This window comes from Marinicella pacifica (assembly GCF_014636635.1).
In the GTDB taxonomy this organism is placed as follows: domain Bacteria; phylum Pseudomonadota; class Gammaproteobacteria; order Xanthomonadales; family Marinicellaceae; genus Marinicella; species Marinicella pacifica.
This window is the reverse complement of the sequence record NZ_BMEO01000002.1, coordinates 80,532-98,056: the sequence shown is the minus strand read 5'-3', so window position 1 is coordinate 98,056 and position 17,525 is coordinate 80,532. Positions and strand designations below refer to the sequence as shown.

At 46.0% G+C, this 17,525-nt stretch carries 15 protein-coding genes; 6 read left to right on the top strand and 9 right to left on the bottom strand.

Annotated features, from left to right (window positions below):
- Window positions 1-20 precede the first annotated feature (20 nt).
- The 3 genes from IEV16_RS02490 to IEV16_RS02480 form a co-directional block, all read right to left on the bottom strand.
- Window positions 21-1,823, bottom strand: coding sequence for an autotransporter outer membrane beta-barrel domain-containing protein (locus IEV16_RS02490; protein WP_188364096.1), 1,803 nt, complete (start codon window positions 1,821-1,823; stop codon window positions 21-23).
- 447 nt (window positions 1,824-2,270) lie between these two features.
- Window positions 2,271-3,266: a DUF8740 domain-containing protein gene (locus IEV16_RS02485; protein WP_188364095.1), complete on the bottom strand. Its 996-nt coding sequence runs from the start codon at window positions 3,264-3,266 to the stop codon at window positions 2,271-2,273.
- Window positions 3,267-3,278: 12 nt separating this feature from the next.
- Window positions 3,279-3,542: a hypothetical protein gene (locus IEV16_RS02480; protein WP_188364094.1), complete on the bottom strand. Its 264-nt coding sequence runs from the start codon at window positions 3,540-3,542 to the stop codon at window positions 3,279-3,281.
- A 494-nt stretch (window positions 3,543-4,036) separates the two neighbouring features.
- Here IEV16_RS02480 and IEV16_RS02475 point away from each other — a divergent pair, with 494 nt between their 5' ends.
- Genes IEV16_RS02475 through IEV16_RS02460 form a run of 4 tightly spaced genes read left to right on the top strand, consistent with a single transcriptional unit; the run spans window position 4,037 to window position 8,413 of the window.
- Entirely contained in the window at window positions 4,037-4,846 is an 810-nt protein-coding gene (locus IEV16_RS02475; protein ID WP_188364093.1) for a hypothetical protein, read from the top strand.
- A gap of 8 nt (window positions 4,847-4,854) precedes the next feature.
- Window positions 4,855-5,892, top strand: coding sequence for an extracellular solute-binding protein (locus tag IEV16_RS02470; protein WP_188364092.1), 1,038 nt, complete (start codon window positions 4,855-4,857; stop codon window positions 5,890-5,892).
- Window positions 5,889-7,391: an ABC transporter permease gene (locus IEV16_RS02465; protein ID WP_188364091.1), complete on the top strand. Its 1,503-nt coding sequence runs from the start codon at window positions 5,889-5,891 to the stop codon at window positions 7,389-7,391. The genes IEV16_RS02470 and IEV16_RS02465 overlap by 4 nt, the downstream gene beginning before the upstream one ends.
- Window positions 7,392-7,408: 17 nt before the next feature.
- Window positions 7,409-8,413 carry an ABC transporter ATP-binding protein gene (locus IEV16_RS02460; RefSeq protein ID WP_188364090.1) on the top strand — a complete coding sequence of 335 codons (1,005 nt, stop codon included), beginning with the start codon at window positions 7,409-7,411 and terminating at the stop codon, window positions 8,411-8,413.
- A 41-nt stretch (window positions 8,414-8,454) separates the two neighbouring features.
- On the opposite strand, the gene IEV16_RS02455 is transcribed toward IEV16_RS02460, so the two are convergent.
- On the bottom strand, window positions 8,455-9,669 hold the full coding sequence (locus IEV16_RS02455; RefSeq protein ID WP_229728218.1) for a cysteine desulfurase-like protein: 1,215 nt from the start codon (window positions 9,667-9,669) through the stop codon (window positions 8,455-8,457).
- 135 nt (window positions 9,670-9,804) lie between these two features.
- On the opposite strand from IEV16_RS02455, the gene IEV16_RS02450 reads away from it, so the two are divergent.
- A complete protein-coding gene (locus IEV16_RS02450) occupies window positions 9,805-10,329 on the top strand; it encodes a lipocalin family protein (RefSeq protein WP_188364089.1) in 525 nt (174 codons plus the stop codon).
- A gap of 112 nt (window positions 10,330-10,441) precedes the next feature.
- Window positions 10,442-12,130, top strand: coding sequence for a hypothetical protein (locus IEV16_RS02445; protein ID WP_188364088.1), 1,689 nt, complete (start codon window positions 10,442-10,444; stop codon window positions 12,128-12,130).
- Between the two features lie 63 nt (window positions 12,131-12,193).
- Here the strand turns inward: IEV16_RS02445 and IEV16_RS02440 are convergent, their stop codons facing one another.
- Genes IEV16_RS02440 through IEV16_RS02420 form a run of 5 tightly spaced genes read right to left on the bottom strand, consistent with a single transcriptional unit; the run spans window position 12,194 to window position 17,501 of the window.
- On the bottom strand, window positions 12,194-13,051 hold the full coding sequence (locus IEV16_RS02440; protein ID WP_188364087.1) for an alpha/beta hydrolase: 858 nt from the start codon (window positions 13,049-13,051) through the stop codon (window positions 12,194-12,196).
- On the bottom strand, window positions 13,048-13,803 hold the full coding sequence (locus IEV16_RS02435; RefSeq protein WP_229728217.1) for an undecaprenyl-diphosphate phosphatase: 756 nt from the start codon (window positions 13,801-13,803) through the stop codon (window positions 13,048-13,050). The genes IEV16_RS02440 and IEV16_RS02435 overlap by 4 nt, the downstream gene beginning before the upstream one ends.
- A complete protein-coding gene (locus IEV16_RS02430) occupies window positions 13,800-15,800 on the bottom strand; it encodes a tetratricopeptide repeat protein (protein ID WP_188364086.1) in 2,001 nt (666 codons plus the stop codon). Before IEV16_RS02430 ends, IEV16_RS02435 begins: the two co-directional genes overlap by 4 nt.
- On the bottom strand, window positions 15,797-16,747 hold the full coding sequence (locus IEV16_RS02425; protein WP_188364085.1) for a YheT family hydrolase: 951 nt from the start codon (window positions 16,745-16,747) through the stop codon (window positions 15,797-15,799). Before IEV16_RS02425 ends, IEV16_RS02430 begins: the two co-directional genes overlap by 4 nt.
- The gene (locus tag IEV16_RS02420; protein ID WP_188364084.1) at window positions 16,722-17,501 is read right to left on the bottom strand and encodes a lysophospholipid acyltransferase family protein; all 780 of its coding nucleotides are present in this window, start codon (window positions 17,499-17,501) and stop codon (window positions 16,722-16,724) included. Before IEV16_RS02420 ends, IEV16_RS02425 begins: the two co-directional genes overlap by 26 nt.
- Window positions 17,502-17,525 lie beyond the last annotated feature (24 nt).

Genomic DNA, 17,525 nt, shown 5'->3' with positions numbered 1-17,525 from the left:
TACCATGTCCAAATCAGACTTTAATCAAAGCTGTTTTTAAATATAATATCTGTGCTAATGTCTTCATAGGCACCTGCATCAAATGTTCCACGCAAATTAACAATATTGGGGTCATCATAGCCCCGGGTATTTCCATTTAAGTCTTTATGTTGACCTTGCGCTTGATTGTTATTGCAGAGATCTTTTGCCAAAGAATTAGATGACAAATGGTAATCACCATTGGCCGGGTTAACAAAATTTGGGTCAAGATTAAAATTGTCTTGATTAAAATTTGGATGGGCTGAAGTGGCGCTATTAATGGAGTCCATTTCGTGCACATAATTACAGCTAATCATTAAATCCGGGTCAATATTGCCAGTATCTATATCTAAGATATCACCTTGATCTCTTAAGATTGAGTTGTGTATTCTTACCCACTGTTGTGAAGAGCCGTGTAAATAAAAATGTTTAGCGACATTATTTTCAACCACTGTGTTATATGAAAAGTCTAAGTTTGAGCCAAACGAATTGTTGCCTGTTACATCAATCAATTCTGATGAAAATGGTTGGCCCAATGGACCATTGTTGATAATTAAATTACCTTCTAGTTTTAAATAACCTACATGGTTTAACTCAAATAAAGCGGCTTGATTGGCATTATTTTGGTTGATATAGGTACCGGAAATAGAGGCCGTGGATGCATCATAGATGTAACCGGCCGCGGCATTTCCTGTGGCGTCGGTAACAAAATTTAATGATAAACTTGAGCATTTGTCATTGTCCCAACAGTTTTCATCAGCCCTTTTCATCGTAAATATACCTCCTGATGTGACCCCAAAGCCGGCGCCGGCATGTTTAGCTGTATTAAATTCAATCCGACCGTTGGTGGATCTGAAACTACTGCCATCGCTTGGAATATTTCCATTACCTTGAATATAAACACCACCGCCGCCGATAATCACATTGGTGGTGTTGATATTGGAAATATTTCCAATGATACTGGCGGGGTGATTCCGATTGCCCGTTAAGTTTACATTGGCACCGCCAGTGATATAGACGCCACCGCCTTGACCTTTCGCAGTGTTACTAATAACGCCATTATCAACGCTGAACAAATCATTGTTGTCACCACTTAGCAGGCTGGCCTGACACAACGAATGGGCATAAAGGCCACCACCGTGACCCGGTTCAAGATTGAGGTCAGCCCCGCCCAGCGCTTCATTGTTACGAATACTTGAGTTTTGCATCAGGGTGAATTGTGCCGAATTGGTACAAGAGACACCGCCACCACCATATAAACTGGTGTTATCTTTGATGACAGAGTTAAGTACCAGAACAGACACATCACCACCGGACAACTGGATTCCTCCACCTAAATGACTTTCATGATCTCGTATGATACTGTTTGAAAGGGTTAACGTAACATCGCCTCTAACACGTATACCACCTGTTTCAAATTCAGCGGTATTGACGCCGCCATAAATATCGAAGCGATCTAATACAATGATACTGTTACTTCCGTCGGGCGTATTGATATCAACTGTGGTCATATTATCGAATGGCGCCAGCCAATGGGTTGTGCCATTAGGTAAATCACCTGCTGCAGCTGAGGCACAACTTGAGTAACCCCCTGTAATCCATTTGGTTTTTGTGAATGTGAAGTTTGGATTAACCGTTTTATTGGATGTTACTCTTACGAATGGATCGGCATCATTATAGGCGTCTTCCAGATTATGGTAGTCACAATTATTATCCGCTGCCGGACCCACAGTGACAAATGCAGAGCCATAGGATAGAAATGTTAATAAAAAAATTGATAACATTGTTTTAAAAGATGTATTCATTGGTGCCCCTAAATAATTAATGAGCTTTTATTTAATCCAAATGAAGTTTGAAAATCCTGAATAAACTCTGAAAAAGTCTGAATATGCGTTGTAAAGGTCGATTATAGATTGCTATACAAGGTCAAAATCAATAAATAGCTTTACGCCCAATAGGGATGTGATGTGTGTGAGCGCTATATTGATATTTATGGTTAAATTCTGTTGATGTTATTTCGACCACTTCATGTGATTTCGTTAAGCAAACGTCTTAGTAGGGAAGGACCTTGTAAAATAAATAGAAATAATAGGGTGTTGATAAAATCAAAATTAATTTTATATAAGGTGTGTTCTTGGGACTTACGCTTCCGCTCCAGGCTCACGCAGAATTACTTTGCGGGTATTTTCTGTGTTATCAAATAAAGAATAAAGGCGCACAAGGTTGTGCGCCTTATTATAATGAAACATTAATTAGTAAATAAAAACCATAATTGGTCCGGGGCTTAAGTTGCCGGTACCTGCGTTATATCTTTCGCACAGAAGTTTTGTGGTTCCGCTACCTATTCTGCAGGACACTGATCTTAAACCGGGAGAGCCTGTGTCACTTGCGTAAACTGCCGAGGCCTGCCAATAGCGTTCAGTAATATTAATTGGAAAACTTATCTCGCACCTGCCGTTGCCGCCGGTTGAAATTATACTGGGCGCTGTGGTGCTATTAGTCACTCCATTATATGATTTTTCGATGGTCGGGCTTGAGTCACATCCGGCATGAACCATAAATTTCATCATTCCATTGCTGAAGGATGATTGCTTTGTGTCGCCATAAAAACTACTGCTGCCGTCTTTCTTCACCCAAAATTTTGTTGTGTTATCTACTCGCACACGTAAAGGATCTTGGGTGTCATCATCACTTTGAACGTGTAATTTTGCTAACGGGTTGCTGGTACCAATACCCACTTCACCATCAGAATAATAGGTATCACCCCCATTTTCTTGCCAAATTAAATTAGGTGCTGAGGGTGTCCATTGGTAGCCATTAAAAGTTAAGACTTCACCGGTTGATGCGCCTCCATTTGTCAGATTTGTGGCAAGTGGAACGGCTTGAACTGTATGAGAACCTAATGTGGTAAATGGTCCACTGGGGCCCTCAGAGGTTTTACGGATGCTGACAGTCACAGTAAAATCTTTGTAGCCGTCATAAGCTGCAATATCAAAATCAGCATTAACGCTAAACACGCCATTGACCACATCGACTGCCTGATGAACCGAAGTATTTCCCCAGGGGTTTAAATCACCGTCAACTAAATCCAGGTTAATGTCATATTGTCCATTCGCGGGCGAACCATTATGAATTAATTCACCCTGATAGGTGAAAGAGCTATCTACTTGACTCACTGCCTCAGTATTAATCACTAGTGTAAAAATTAATATCACTAATGTATTATAAATTATTTTATTATTCATCATTATCTCCTGGATTTATTTAAATCCATCTTTAAAAATTAAATCGGTATTTTCGTGCCAAAATCCAGCATTTAGAGAATAACTTCCCCCTGTTAGCGTATTGTTGGCGTCGGTTTGTCCAATGCTCGCTGTCAGCTCATACTGACCTGCGCTCATCTTCTCACCACCACTATTAATTGTGTATTTTTTCATTTCATACTGAGCATAGGCTTGACTGAATATAATGCTGAGAATGAGCAAAAATAATAACTTTTTAAATTTGAATGCTTGTTTAATCATTTCATATCTACTCCTCTGTTGTTTTTAGGAGAGTCTATTGTAATCAGGTTAGAATAAATATTTATATTGAATACTGAGACGTGGTTCACATATATAAAAATAAAGTTTGTAAATTTCAGGTTTAATATTTTTTTTATAGTCAAGAATGAAAATATTAGGTAAATGGTTTCTTCTGATTTTTCAACAGTTTAGATAAAAGCACCATTTCAGCTCATTCGTAAAAATATTAATATTACTTGATGGATGTCAATGTGAATTAAATTTAAAACGATAAACTGAGACTTATGCAAAGGTCTCAAACTAACATTTTCATTATTAATAATTATAAACATAGCTTAAGACAAGCGGGTTGTTTAAGTGTTTGCTAATTCAATAAAACAATTAATTTTATTCTGAACATCCGCTGTATGAATTCTTGTTTTAAAGTTTGAAAGCTTTACTTTTTAGATAAGAATAAGTATCATTTACACCTTTAAAATCTAAACGAATTGAGCATGACTTTAATTAAAATAATTCCCACGACATTACTTGCTGCGTTCTTATTAAGTGCTTCAATGAGTCAGCAGGCGGTTGCCAATGGTGAAATCACCGATCAGGTGAATCATTTGCAGGATCATATTTCGGAATACACCGAGGAAGTTCATTGGTTACTGGACAAATATAATTCAGTGGTGGATGCCTATGAGAAACAAGGCCAGGAAGCCACGGACACGCAGAAACTCATTGATTTCTGGGAAGAGGTCGATTTTCATGCGGCCATTGAAACCCAGTTTGTGCCGATTTATGCCAATGTCTGGCAGGGTATTTATGGTATTAAACAAGGCATTGATGAGGGCAAAACGGTTCAAGAAGTGCGCATGGAACAGGACAAATTAAATCAGGCCTTATGGCAAGCCTTGGGTGCGGTTAAACTGGCTGCCAATTTACAGCAACGTGGCATCATCGAAAAAATTAAAACCACCGAAGTTGAACCCACCAGTGCGCCTGAAACCATTGATGATATTAAAGACCGATTGGACCGGGTTGTGGCAAAATATGCCGAGCAATTAAGCGACGTGGCGGTGACTTTGGTTCATGACACGTATATGCAACGCTTTGAAGGCATAGAAGGTGCTTTGATTGAGCAGGATGCCCAATTGGTTGAGGATTTAGAAAAGGATTTTAACGTGACCTTACCGCAAGCGATTGAGGGTGAAAAAAGTGTTGATGAGGTTCGTCAAGTGATTGGCATGATGAAGCAGAAATTAAACAAAGCCAAACAATTACTGGTGGCCGCAGAAGCCGACCGTCAACCCGTTTTTTAAGGACTTTTATGCAACGCAGACAATTTATACAAGGCATGGCAGTGGCCGGTTTAGGCGCCACTTTACCTTGGTCGTTGGCATCAGCTGTGAACGCTGTCCAACAGGCGGTTTCGGTTAATTCATTGCCTAAACTGGTGGGTGAATTAACGCTTTATTTGGGGCGTGGTGAAGGCGGTTTGTATGAAAATGTGCTGGAAGCCATCAAAAAACGCAACCCACAATTAACCCTGAATATTCGCCGTGGCGGTACGGCGGCTCTGGCCAATACCATTGTCGCCGAAGCCCAGGCCGGGGTTCGTCGTGCCGATGTATTCTGGGCGGTGGATACCGGTGCCATTGGTCTGATGACCGATGAGAAATTGGCACAACCTTTGCCCGATGATTTAACCGAGCAGTTAAAACCGGGTTTTCAGTATGCTGGTTGGTCGCCGGTCACCGGACGAATTCGCACCTTACCTTATAACACTGAGCGGGTCACTGCGGCGCAGATTCCTGATGATGTGATGGCACTGGCGGACAGTGATTTACAGATTGGTTGGGCGCCGGCCTATGCTTCGTTCCAATCCTTTGTCACCGCCATGCGAATTTTGGAAGGTGAAGACGCCACCGCTGAGTGGCTTAAAGGCGTTAGTGGCCATGCCAAATCCTATGCCGGTGAGCTGGGTGTGGTGATGGGCGTGGAACGTGGTGAAGTGGATATGGGTTTTGCCAATCATTATTACACGCTGCGCTTAAAAGCCGGTAAGCCCGATGCCAAAGTCGATTTAGCCTTTACTAAAAATGATGCCGGTTGTCTGGTTAACGCCAGTGGTATTGTGGCCTTAAGCGAAGGCGATCTGCCGGTGAACTTTATCCGCTATCTACTGACCCAAGAAGTGCAGTCTTATTTGTCGAGTGAGGCTTATGAAATTCCTTTGGTGAAAGGTGTCGCTGAGCCCCAAGGTTTGGTGCCACTGAATACTTTGTCACCACCGAAAATTGACTTAAGAAAACTGGCCGATATCCGACCCACCTTAAATCTGATGCGAAAAGTCGGCGTCTTGTGAGAACCTGGCCGAAATCCTATCCACTGGCTTTTTTGATTGCATTATTGGCTTTGTTGCCGGTGTTTGTGCTGATGCAACTGGCCTCGGACAGTGCCGAAATTTTTGATAGCCGAAATTTAACCGTTTTGGGCAACACACTGGCACTGATGGGGCTGACGGTGGTGGGTGCAGTGATGATCGGTGTGCCATTGGCATTTTTTACCGCTTATGTCCATATGCCGTTACGGCGACTGTGGTTAATACTGTTGGCGGCACCTTTGGCGATGCCCAGCTATGTGGGGGCATTCACCCTGTATTTTTCTTTTGGTCGCGGGGGTGAGATTGAACAGTGGTTGGGCATTCCCACGCCGCCGGTCAGTGGCTTGTGGGGCACGGCTTTGGTGATGGCGCTATACACCTACCCTTTTGTGATGATGACCACCCGCGCGGCTTTATTAAGTCAGGATGCCAGTCTGATCAATGCATCACGCACGCTGGGCTTATCGCTTGGGGCCAGTATCCGGCGCATTGTGATGCCGCGATTATGGAACAGTGTGGCGGCCGGTGCTTTATTGGCCGCCTTGTATGCCCTGTCTGATTTTGGCACCCCGGCGATATTGGGTTTGGATACCTTTACACGGGTGATTTTTGTTGAATACAATGCCTTTGGCCTGAGTCAGGCAGCCATGTTATCCCTGCAGCTGATGGTGATTGTGATATTGGTCTTGTATTTAGAGTCCAGGGTTAAAGCCACACCTGAACAACCCGGCCGGCATCTGTTGTTTTGGCCCACAAAAGTCCAAAGATGGCTGATGCAACTGGCGGCTTTGCCACCGTTTTTACTGGCCATTGTTTTGCCGCTGGTTATTTTTGTGACGTGGTTATTGCGTGAAGGCAGTGGTGGTTTTGAATGGGCTTATGCCTGGAATTCAGCCTATGCCTCTTTTCTCGCGGCGATGGTGGCGGTGGTTCTGGCCTTGCCGGTCGCCCATGCTGCCTTGCGTGGTCAAGCCGGTCGGTTGATGGAGCGCATCACCTATTTTGGTTTTGGTGTACCGGGCATTGTGATGGGAACAGCGCTGGTGTATTTGGGGCTAAAATTACCCTTTTTGTACCAGACGCTGGCGCTTCTGGTCATCGCTTATGTATTGCGGTTTCTGCCACTGGCGGTGGGCAGTGTGCGTACCGCCACTGAAAATCTGGACGGTGGTCTGGTCAATGCCGCCCGGGTGTTGGGCGCATCCCCCCGGGAAGCTTTTATGCGGGTAACCCTGCCATTGACGCTGCGTGGTATGGTGGCGGGTGCGGCTTTGGTGTTTTTAGAAGCGATGCGTGAGCTGCCGGCCACGTTAATGCTGGGACCCACCGGATTTGAAACCCTGGCAACCTACTTATGGCGTGTCTATGAAGCGGGTTATTTCGGTCATGCCGCATTACCCGGTATAATGTTGGTTGTGATTTCCGGTTTTGGCCTTATTTTAATGCTGAGCGGCGAGCGCCGCACCGAATTTTCTATCTAAGAGACACGCCGATAACCATGCTCAAAGTATCCAATTTATCCGTCAGCTACAGCGATGTCCGGGTGGTTGATCAGCTTAACCTCACGCTGGGTGAGGATGAAATATTGATGCTGATTGGTCCCACCGGCTGTGGAAAAACCACGGTGTTACGGGCACTGGCCGGATTGATTCCGATTCAGACCGGAGAAATCAGTTTGTCGGACTGGACGGCAAGCCCGCAAAAACACATTGCGCCGGAAAAACGTCGGGTGGGAATGGTTTTTCAGGATTTTGCCTTGTTTCCACATCTGACGGTGGAACAAAATGTATGTTTTCGCCTGAAAGACACCACCCGGGCTGATCATTGGATCAATTTATTGGGTCTGGAGGCGTTAAGAGATGCCAAACCCGGTCGCTTGTCCGGCGGTCAGAAACAGCGGGTGGCACTCGCCAGAACCCTGGCCCATGCACCATCGTTGGTGTTGCTTGACGAGCCATTGTCCAATTTAGACGCGGCGTTGAAAGACAGTCTGCGCTGGGATATTCGCCATGCTTTGAAAATGGCCAAAGTGCCGGCGATCTGGGTCACCCATGATCAGGATGAAGCCTTGTCTGTGGGAGATCGAATCGGTATTCTGGACAAAGGACAAATCAGTCAAATCGACACCCCGGAACAGTGTTTTGATAAACCCCAAAACCGTTTTGTGGCTCATTTTCTCGGCGAAGCGTCCTTTTTGCCGGGACAATTTTCAGGGGAAAATGCACTAACCGAATTGGGTGCAGCGCCCATTCGACAACAGCCTGAATTAACGCAAGGTGATGTCTTATTCCGACCCGATGATTTAAGTCTGCACGCCGTGGCCGAAGATGGCAACGGCCGTATTGAATGGCAACGTTTTGAAGGTGAATCAAGGCTCTATGCAGTCACCCTCGACAGTGGTCGTCTGGTCAAAGTCCGTGCCAGCCATGAAAATGCGATTGCCATCGGCGACCGGGTCGCCGTCAACATTGCCACCACACATCCGCTGGCGGTTTTTGGCTAAAAACGCATAGAGCGAACACAGAACGCCCACTTGGGTAGCCACTAAAATTGTTTTAAAAATGTAACCAACTGATTGACCTCTTCGGGGCTGTTATAGTGGGCAAAAGAGGCGCGTACAACGCCTTGCTGGTCGCGCAAACCCAAAGTGTTGATAAGTTCCACAGCATAAAAATCTCCATAACGGATGCCTAAACCCTGACGATTTGCGCTTTGGACAATCTCCTGACTGCTGAGCTGATTGTGTGTAAAAGACAGGGTGGCAACACGCTGAGATTTGTCGGCGATTGCATCACCGATAATGTGCATGTTTCCATGGTTGTTTATGAACTCAGTAAGCGGTTCGATCAGTGTTTCTTCGTAATCTGCCATGACCCTATAAGCGGTTATTAAATCATCACGCAGAGAGGTATTTCGTTTTTCTTGTTGCCCCAGTTTTTGCAAGTATCTGATGGCGCCGTGGATGCCGCACATCAGTTCATAATTCACATTGCCGGGTTGAAAGCGGTAGGGCGTGTCTTTAATAAAATGATGGTTGATACCCGGTAGGCGTTTCAGGCATTGATGCTTGCCATATAAAACCGCTTGATGCGGGCCGAAGGTTTTATAAAAACTGAAAAAATAATAATCCACATCCAAGTCTTGAACATCGGGTAGTCGATGCGGCGCATAAGCCACCCCATCCACACAAATTTTAGCACCGTATTGGTGGACAATTTCAGTCCATTCTTTGATGGGATTAATATGACCGTATATATTGGAGACATGGGTGCAGCAGACCAGTTTGGTTTTATGGCTGAGCAGTTTTTTCAATTCGGCTGTTTCCAGTTCATGGCTTTGGGTATTGACGGTCCAGTGCCTAATGACAATACCTTGTGCCTGCAAATCCAGCCAGCAACCGCGGTTGGCCTCATGATCGACATCGGTGATGATGACTTCATCGCCCGCTTGCCATGTTTGCATCAGTTGTAAACTAAGTAAACGGGTCAGCCAGGTACTGGATGGGCCGACAATCACTTCTTCTGGCCGACGGGCATTTAGCCAGGTGGTGATGGCGGACTGAGCTTGTGCAACGCGCCTGGCCGCTTCCTGTGACGTGCTGTAATCGGCACCCAACTGGACATTGCACCCGGTCATAAATTCCTGAACCCCGGTGATGGCCTGCCGGGCAATCTGAGAACCACCGGCATTGTCCATGAAAATGTCCCCGCTATTATGAAGTCCCGGAAATTGGTTGCGCACCCAGTTTAAATCGTACATCGGCATCACTGAAAAAATAAAAGACGTTAGTCTAACAGAGACCTCCTTTCTTGACCTGAATTTCACTGGTTTTTTGCTAATATCGTATCAAGACTTCTGCATAAGTCGTGAATTAATAAATCAGAGAGCAAAACCATGAAAATCATTATTACATTTGTATTGTTAGTGACATTGCTGGCGTTATATGCCTGTCGTTCAACCTCACCGATACAACAGGCCGAGAACGTTGATTTAAATGCTTTTATGGGTGACTGGTATGTGTTGGCGCATATCCCCACGTTTATTGAGGATGAAGCGTATAATGCCGTCGAAAGCTACTCCAGAGAGTCTCCGCAGAAAATTGCCACCACCTTTCGCTTTAATGAAGCAGATTTCAAGGGCGAAGAAAAAATTTACCACCCCACCGGTTTCGTACAGGATGAATCGAGTGCCTATTGGAAAATGCAGTTTCTATGGCCATTCAAATCAGAATTTATCATCAGCTATGTGGATGCGGATTATCAGCACACCATCATTGCCAGAAGTAAACGTGATTACGTCTGGATAATGGCACGAGAACCGGTGATTGATGATGACAAATTAAATCAATTGATTGATAAGGTGGAAAATTTAGGTTATGACCGCGATGAGATAAGATTTGTGCCCCAACAACCACGATAAACAGGTATATATTTGATATTAAATAAAAATTTATATTCTGTTAAGATTTGTTTTACATCTTATTAACCTCCGTTTGATACCCTTTAGACTCTTCACAAAAAGAGTATCGAAAATGAAAAGAATAATGATGTCTCTCCTTATTATATTACCAGCCGGCTTATTAATGGCACAACCGGTGACCGTGGTTGAGGATAATTTACTCTCAGCCAATTATTTCACCGCCATTATCACCGGTGTAATTCTGGCGCTGGCGATTCAGTTTGTGCTGACGGCTTTGTCTGTGGCCATGGGCATATCAGCCATTGGCGATGTGCGCAGTCGTTATGTGGACGCCAAACTGGATGTCTCACCGGATGATTCACAAAACCGTGATATCAATAGCGATGCGGGAGATTCAATGAGTCTCGGCGTGAAAGTGACCAGCGGATTTGGTCTGTGGAGCGTATTGACCACCTGTATTGCCTTATTTGTCGGTACAGCGCTGGCAATTAATCTCAGTGTGATACAAACCCCCGTGACCGCGGCTGTGATGGCCTTGGTGATTTGGGCGGTGTTCTTTATTTTGCTGTTTTACTTAGAAACCAAAGTGGCCGGAACGGTGTTGGGCAATTTAATTGCCACGGTGACCGCCGGTATTAAAAGTGGTTCTCAAGCGGTGGCGGGCTTGTTTGAACCGTCTGAACAAAAAAAGCTGGATCAGATGATTCGTCATGGCATCGGAACCTTTAAAGATGAACTGGACAGTCAATTCGACTGGAATGAGGTATCACAAAAAATCGATGCATTTACCGCGCAATTGGACCGCAAAGTACCGGATTATGACGAACTGCGGGCAGACCTGAATGACATGGTGAAAACCTCACGACACCGTGATAACAGCGCCATGTGGATGGTGATTCAGCAAGTGTTGACGCAGGCAATCAACAAGCAGAACAATTTACCTGAAGACGAAGCCAAGAAAAAAGCGCTACAGTTGCGTGAATTGATAGATGAAATGCGTGACAGTTATGCCAAAGGCGACAATGCCGTCGAGGGCTTAAAATATGTGGTGGCAAATTTTTCCAATCAGGAAAAAGCCGATGTGGATAAACGTCTTGAAGAATTTAAAAAGCGTTTATCAGAAGCCACACCGGAGCGTTTTTCAAAAGCGCAATTACAACAGGATCTGGATGACGTGCTGAATGACCCCAATACCCTGACCACCATCATCGCCAATAAATTTGAAGGTGTTAACCGGGAAAGTATTATTGAAGCGCTGGATAACAACACCCGTTTAGATAAAGATCAGCTCAATGGTTATGCCGATTCCATTGAAGCAGGCATTGAGCGCATTGTGTCTGAATTTGACAAAGACAATGTCAATCGTCTATCCAAACGCATGGAACGCAAAGTGGCGGCCTTTTTGGATCGAACCGGTCGCGATGAACTGGCTTATGCCGAGCTGAAACAGGATGTAATGGATATGGTGGATGAACCGCGACACAGTGTTGAAGTATTAAAAGCGCGATTGGATCAGTTTGACCGTGACACCATCCGGGCACTGGTGACCAATAACCGTTTTATCAATGATGAACACATCGATCGGGTTGTTCAGACCATTGAAGACGCCAAGCAAACGGTGGCCGATAAATTACACAAAGCCGATGAATCGATTCGCCGAACTGCACGTAATTTACAACGCAAAGCCGTTATAAAAGCCGAGCATGCCCGTAAGTTAGCGGCGGTTGCGGCCTGGTGGCTGGTGGCTTCTGCGGTGTTATCAGCAGGGGCAGCCGTACTGGCAACTATGGTTGTGATGTAAATTTTTAAACTGAAACAGTCGGATAATCCCACACCTAAAAAGCCGGACTATTTGTCCGGCTTTTTAGGTGTGGGACAAGAACGTCAATATACAATCAGCCACCGTTTTCGCATTGGTCATATGCAGATGATGGGGTCCCTCGATTTTATCAACCTGCTGTGGGTTTAAGGCATTCAGGCGATCTTGAAAACTGGGATAGTTCATGGCATAACTGAGCGGTTGGGCCAGAATCAATTGAGAGGGTACTTGAATATCAGCCAGGAATTCCTGAATTTGTTGTTCATTCAATCGAACCAGGCTGCCCAGACGTAAGCGTTTATCGGTGATCCAGTGATAACCGTTTACGGTCTTACCCAGGCCGCGTTCGATCATTGGACGTAAAATATCTGCCGGCATCGGTGTGGCTTTTTGGCGGGCTTTAATGGCATGATCAATGCTTGGGTAGTGGCGCTGATGTTCCAGACTGTGATTGCGCCATTCATCGAGTGCAGTGCGCAACTTGGCAGTGGCCTCACCTTGTTGGTAGGGTGGGATGGCGCCTAAATTTTCGATTAAAACCAGTTTATCCACGGCTTTGGGATAAGCCGCCACATACATGGAAACGATGGCTGCACCCATTGAATGGGCCACCACAGTGAGGGGCTGGGTTAATTGATCAAACACCGGTTGGATGTCCAGTAAATAATCAATAAAACCGTAGTTATGACCCACGGCACGGTGGTGAGAGCGGCCATGCCCGGGGAAATCAATGGCAATGACATGATAATCCTGTTTGGCTAATAACGGTGCCAGCTGAGAAAAGCTGGCGGCATTATCCAGCCAGCCATGCAGTGCCAGGATAAGGTTTTTATTGCCGCCCCCCCATTCCAGGGCGGCTAAATCGCCGGAGCGGGTGGCAAAAGTCAATTCCGAAGGGGTCATATCAACACCAGTAATAATAAAAAGGCTAACAACAAACGGTAAGCCATAAACCAGACAAAATCAATGCGCTCAATAAATTTCATCAACACGGTTATCACCAGCCAGGCGCTGAGAAAACTTAATACAATCACACTCCCCACGGCACTGTAATCCACAGTGACCGGTTGTTGATACCATTGTAAACCGGCATAAGCCGCCGCCATGAGCAAAGTGGGGATGGCCAGCAAAAAACTAAAACGCGCCGCGTCGGTTTTGTTGAGGCCCAGGGCCATGCCGGCGGTTAGCGTGACGCCTGAACGAGAAGCCCCCGGGATTAGAGCCAGGCATTGGGCCAGACCAATTAAGAGAGCAGTTTTGTTGTCAAGTTCAGCCTGTTTTGCCAAGCGCTGGCTCCACCATAACAGCACACCAAATACCGCACTGGACAGGGCAATCACCGCCATTGAGCGGCCCATGTCACTGACCACACCGGCAAACAACAAGCCGGCCACACCAATCGGTAAGGTGGCGATGATAAGCTGGATCAGTAGTTGATTCTGCTTTCCGCATAAAAGCCTGAAAATATCCCGTCGAAAATAAATCATGACAGCCATTAAAGAGCCTATATGAGCGGCGATGTCCATCAGCACGCCCTGATCCTGCCAGTCGCCGAGCAAACCCACCAAAATCAGGTGAGCCGAAGATGATACCGGCAAAAATTCAGTGAGTCCCTGTATCAGGGACAGGATTAAAATGTGCCAAAAATCGATCACGAAGTGGCCGGCTGCAGGAATTGTCGGTAAGCCTTCCAATGGTTTTTGGGCAGCATCAGGCGTTCCATGGGCGCCCTTTGCGGTGCTTGCCAGGGAATGAAATCGGTATTAAACAATCGGCCAAGGGTGTCAAGAACGGTGGCATCATTGGTCAGCAAAGCGTCAATATCCAGCAGGGCAATATTTGGGTTCATGGCAATCAGTTGGTTTTTAAGGCGACCGAAATCAGTGGTTGAATAACGGCCGTTGCCAAACACTGCCTGATGCAGGTGACGATCGGGCATGTTGCGGTCTAAGACAATCACGGCTGCTGCCGGAAAGACTTTTTTAATCAAGACCATATTGAGCGCTGTCATGGGGATAAAATCGGCAAAAGTACCGGTTTGATGACGTCTTTTGAGGTGTTGTTGGTATTTTTTGCGTAACAAATGACAGCGGGATTCATCCAGGGCAGCGATGTCTTCAAAACGCCAATGCTGAAAAAACAGATCCTGACGGGTGTTGCGCTGATAACGATCGGTCAAGGTGGCGATACCGTGATGACGTAAACGCCGGATGAAAGCTTCATGGCCGCTGACGGTGTCACTCATCACAAACACCGGTTGTTCGTTGGTTTCTGCGGAAGGCCATTTTTGTACGGTTTTTTCGTCTTTTTGATCTAACAGGGAAACCGATTGCGGCTGAGTTTGTTGTTGTGCCGAAAAATGTATCCAGGCGGTGTCATAATCACTCATGTCATCACACAATAAACCGGCATACAGGTGTAAATCATTGGTCATATTTTCCGGATAGTCATTCGACAGTGCCGTTTCAAGTACAGTCAGTGCTTGTTGCTTTTTATCCAGATGCATGAGGGCGTAGGCTTTGACCACCGCTGCTTCGTGATTATCGGCACGATCTTGGAGGATTTCATCCGCCACTGCCAGTGCCTGCGACCATTGTTGTGCCTGGTGGTGGGCCTGCATTTTTTGTTTTAATGCCGCCATATAATGGGGACTGTCGGTGTCGATGGCCTGTAAACGGTCGATGGCCTGATCCAGATTGTCTTGTCTGACATCAATCATGGCCATCATCACATGGGCCCGGTCATTATTGCCCCTTTGCAGCAAGCGCTCTAAAACCTGCTGGGCTTCTTTAAGCCGGTTTAAAGCCACCAGGGTCTGGCACAGGGTGATAAACCAGCCGGGGTAAGCCAGAGATGAACGGCAAACATGGATTAAATAATCGGCCGCTTCCTGGAAGTGTTTTTGTTTAAAAGACAGCATTGCCGTGGCTGCCATAAGTTCGGGTGATTGGTGCTTGGATTCAATCAATTCATTGAGCATCTTGGCGGCCTGTTTTTGGTCGTGGTTGATGAGGCTGATGGCGAGAAAAGCCTTGGCCAGGGAGAAGTTGGGATGGTCTTCGAGTAATTTTTTAAAGTGCATTTCGGCAAAAGCCAGTTCGCCGTTTTCTAAAGACACCACACCCTGATAGAGTTTAATTTCAGGGTCATCGGGGTGGTGCAAAGCCGCCGCTTGCAAAACACTGCCGGCTTCTTCGCTGCGACTGGTTAACAACATCAGTCTGGCCAGTTTTACCGCCGCCGGCGGGGCTTCCTGGTGAACCCGTTGCGCCAGACGGTATTGTTCTTCGGCTTGCTGAAATTGTTCGCGATGAAGGTAAATATCACCCAGCGCCAGATACGAAAAATACAAATTCGGATTGTGCTTTAAAGAGGTCCGAAAGGCTTTTAAAGCCGCATCGCTTTGTCCCAATGCCATGTGCATCTGGCCTTTGAATTGGTGATAGCGTTCCGCTGACGGCGCCAGTTTCACAGCTTCGTCGGCGGCCTTGAGGGCCTGCTCAAAGTTTTTGATGTCTTTGTAGGCCAGCGCCAGGGCAAAGTGGGCATCATCATCGTTGGGTTTTTTGCTGATGTATGCCAGATAGCCTTCAATGGCTTTTTTCACATGTCCTTTTTGGTGTTGCTTCTTAATCTGTTCTAATTGGCTCATGATTGTATCTCATTGATAATGTAATCTTCCACCCAGCTGTGCAGGCGCCAGTTTTTGATAAATCCGCAGTGACCACCTGTGGGTGTGGTCACCAGTTTGATGTTGGATAATCGGTCAATTGTACTAAAATCCGCAAAAGGAATCACCGGATCATCCCAGGCGGTGATGATTTGCGTTGGGCTGTTGATGTTTTTAATCACTTCAGGGGTCAGGCTGTAACCATAAAAATAGGCCTCGATGGTTTTATATTCAGTGTGTTTGAGCACCAACGTTTCGGTTAATTCTTTGAGAGAATTGAGCTGTTGCCACGGATGGCCTTCGAATAAATGCGGGAAGTGGTTTTGTTTTATGGCCAGGGATCGTTTCCACTTGCGCAAAAAATAAGGGCCGTAAAGTTTTGAAGCTTCAATGGCTTGCATGCTGTTTTCGGGATTAACAGGTGGTGAAACCGCATACACGCCTGTGAAACTTAAATCACGGTCTGCAGCCGCGCGCACCGCAAAGTTACCACCCAGCGAAAACCCAATCAGATAAAGGTCTTGTCCCACAAAGCGCGCTTGAAGCTGCTTTAAGGACGCCACCACTTCATCTAAACGGCAGGAATGAAACAGCGCTTCGTTTAAATGGTGTGAGTCACCATGATCGCGTAAGTTCAAACGATACACGCCGATGCCGGCAGCATAAAGTTGGTGCGCCATGCGTTGCAGATAAGTGGACATTGCACTGCCTTCCCAGCCATGAATTAAAATAGCGGTTTGCTTGTTATTTTTCGGCTGCGGACTGTAAAAACCTTGCAAGGTGGCCAGCGGCGTTTTGATGAGTTCTTTTTGTCCGACTTCTTTAACCGGATTGTTATGGCGCAAGGGCCACAGACGCCATTTGGCACTGGCTAAAATAGATTGCAGATGACGGTTTTTGGGTTTAAGCCGCGGGCGATAAATAATCATCTTGTAAAAGCTGCTGTTCGATGTAATTGCGGGCCAAAATTGTCAGCGTGCGGGTACCGGCTCCGTATTCTTTGAGGGCCGGGCCACAATGAATTTCCACGGTGGTTTCGGGCAGTTTTAACATCCTGAATACATGGTGTAAAAAGGGTTCGTCTTCGATAAAAGCCACCCGTTTTTCTCGCCGCCCATGTTCATCAATGAACTTTATGGCCAGTGGCACGATGGGCGTTTGGGTTTCCACGGCGGCATGAATTAATTGTCGGTGAAAGATACGCAGGTGGCTGCCATCTGTGACTGTACCTTCCGGGAAAATAGCCACGGAACGGTCTTGCAGAAGACGTTTTTTTAGCTGATTGAGCACCACTTTTCGCGAGGTGCTGTCACCGCGGTTCAAAAATAAAGTATCACCGGCCATCGCCAACCAGCCCAGGATGGGCCAGTATTTGATTTCTTTTTTGGCCACAAAACCGGCCAGGATAAAGGCGTGAATAATCGGAATATCCAGCCATGACACATGGTTGGCCACCAACATAACCGGTGATGTGGGACGGGTGCCGTAGATTTTAATTTTTAAACCCATTATGTGGCACAATAAGCGTGACCAGAAAGACACTGCCCACTGATTGAGTTTCCTGAGTCGCAATAATTTGGAACAGACTATAATCAATATCACAAACGGCAAAACACCCAGCAATGCAAATAAAAAAAACAACAGGCGCACAGACAGCCGTGAATAATGAATGATGTGACTCAAGGTTTCGTGGTGTGAAAAACAGCC

Coding starts and splice junctions, on each gene's coding strand:
- IEV16_RS02460 (WP_188364090.1), top strand. CDS start 7,409: ATGCTCAAAGTATCCAATTTATCCGTCAGCTACAGCGATGTCCGGGTG.
- IEV16_RS02475 (WP_188364093.1), top strand. CDS start 4,037: ATGACTTTAATTAAAATAATTCCCACGACATTACTTGCTGCGTTCTTA.
- IEV16_RS02445 (WP_188364088.1), top strand. CDS start 10,442: ATGAAAAGAATAATGATGTCTCTCCTTATTATATTACCAGCCGGCTTA.
- IEV16_RS02470 (WP_188364092.1), top strand. CDS start 4,855: ATGCAACGCAGACAATTTATACAAGGCATGGCAGTGGCCGGTTTAGGC.
- IEV16_RS02485 (WP_188364095.1), bottom strand. CDS start 3,266: ATGATGAATAATAAAATAATTTATAATACATTAGTGATATTAATTTTT.
- IEV16_RS02490 (WP_188364096.1), bottom strand. CDS start 1,823: ATGAATACATCTTTTAAAACAATGTTATCAATTTTTTTATTAACATTT.
- IEV16_RS02480 (WP_188364094.1), bottom strand. CDS start 3,542: ATGATTAAACAAGCATTCAAATTTAAAAAGTTATTATTTTTGCTCATT.
- IEV16_RS02450 (WP_188364089.1), top strand. CDS start 9,805: ATGAAAATCATTATTACATTTGTATTGTTAGTGACATTGCTGGCGTTA.
- IEV16_RS02425 (WP_188364085.1), bottom strand. CDS start 16,747: ATGATTATTTATCGCCCGCGGCTTAAACCCAAAAACCGTCATCTGCAA.
- IEV16_RS02430 (WP_188364086.1), bottom strand. CDS start 15,800: ATGAGCCAATTAGAACAGATTAAGAAGCAACACCAAAAAGGACATGTG.
- IEV16_RS02440 (WP_188364087.1), bottom strand. CDS start 13,051: ATGACCCCTTCGGAATTGACTTTTGCCACCCGCTCCGGCGATTTAGCC.
- IEV16_RS02455 (WP_229728218.1), bottom strand. CDS start 9,669: ATGTACGATTTAAACTGGGTGCGCAACCAATTTCCGGGACTTCATAAT.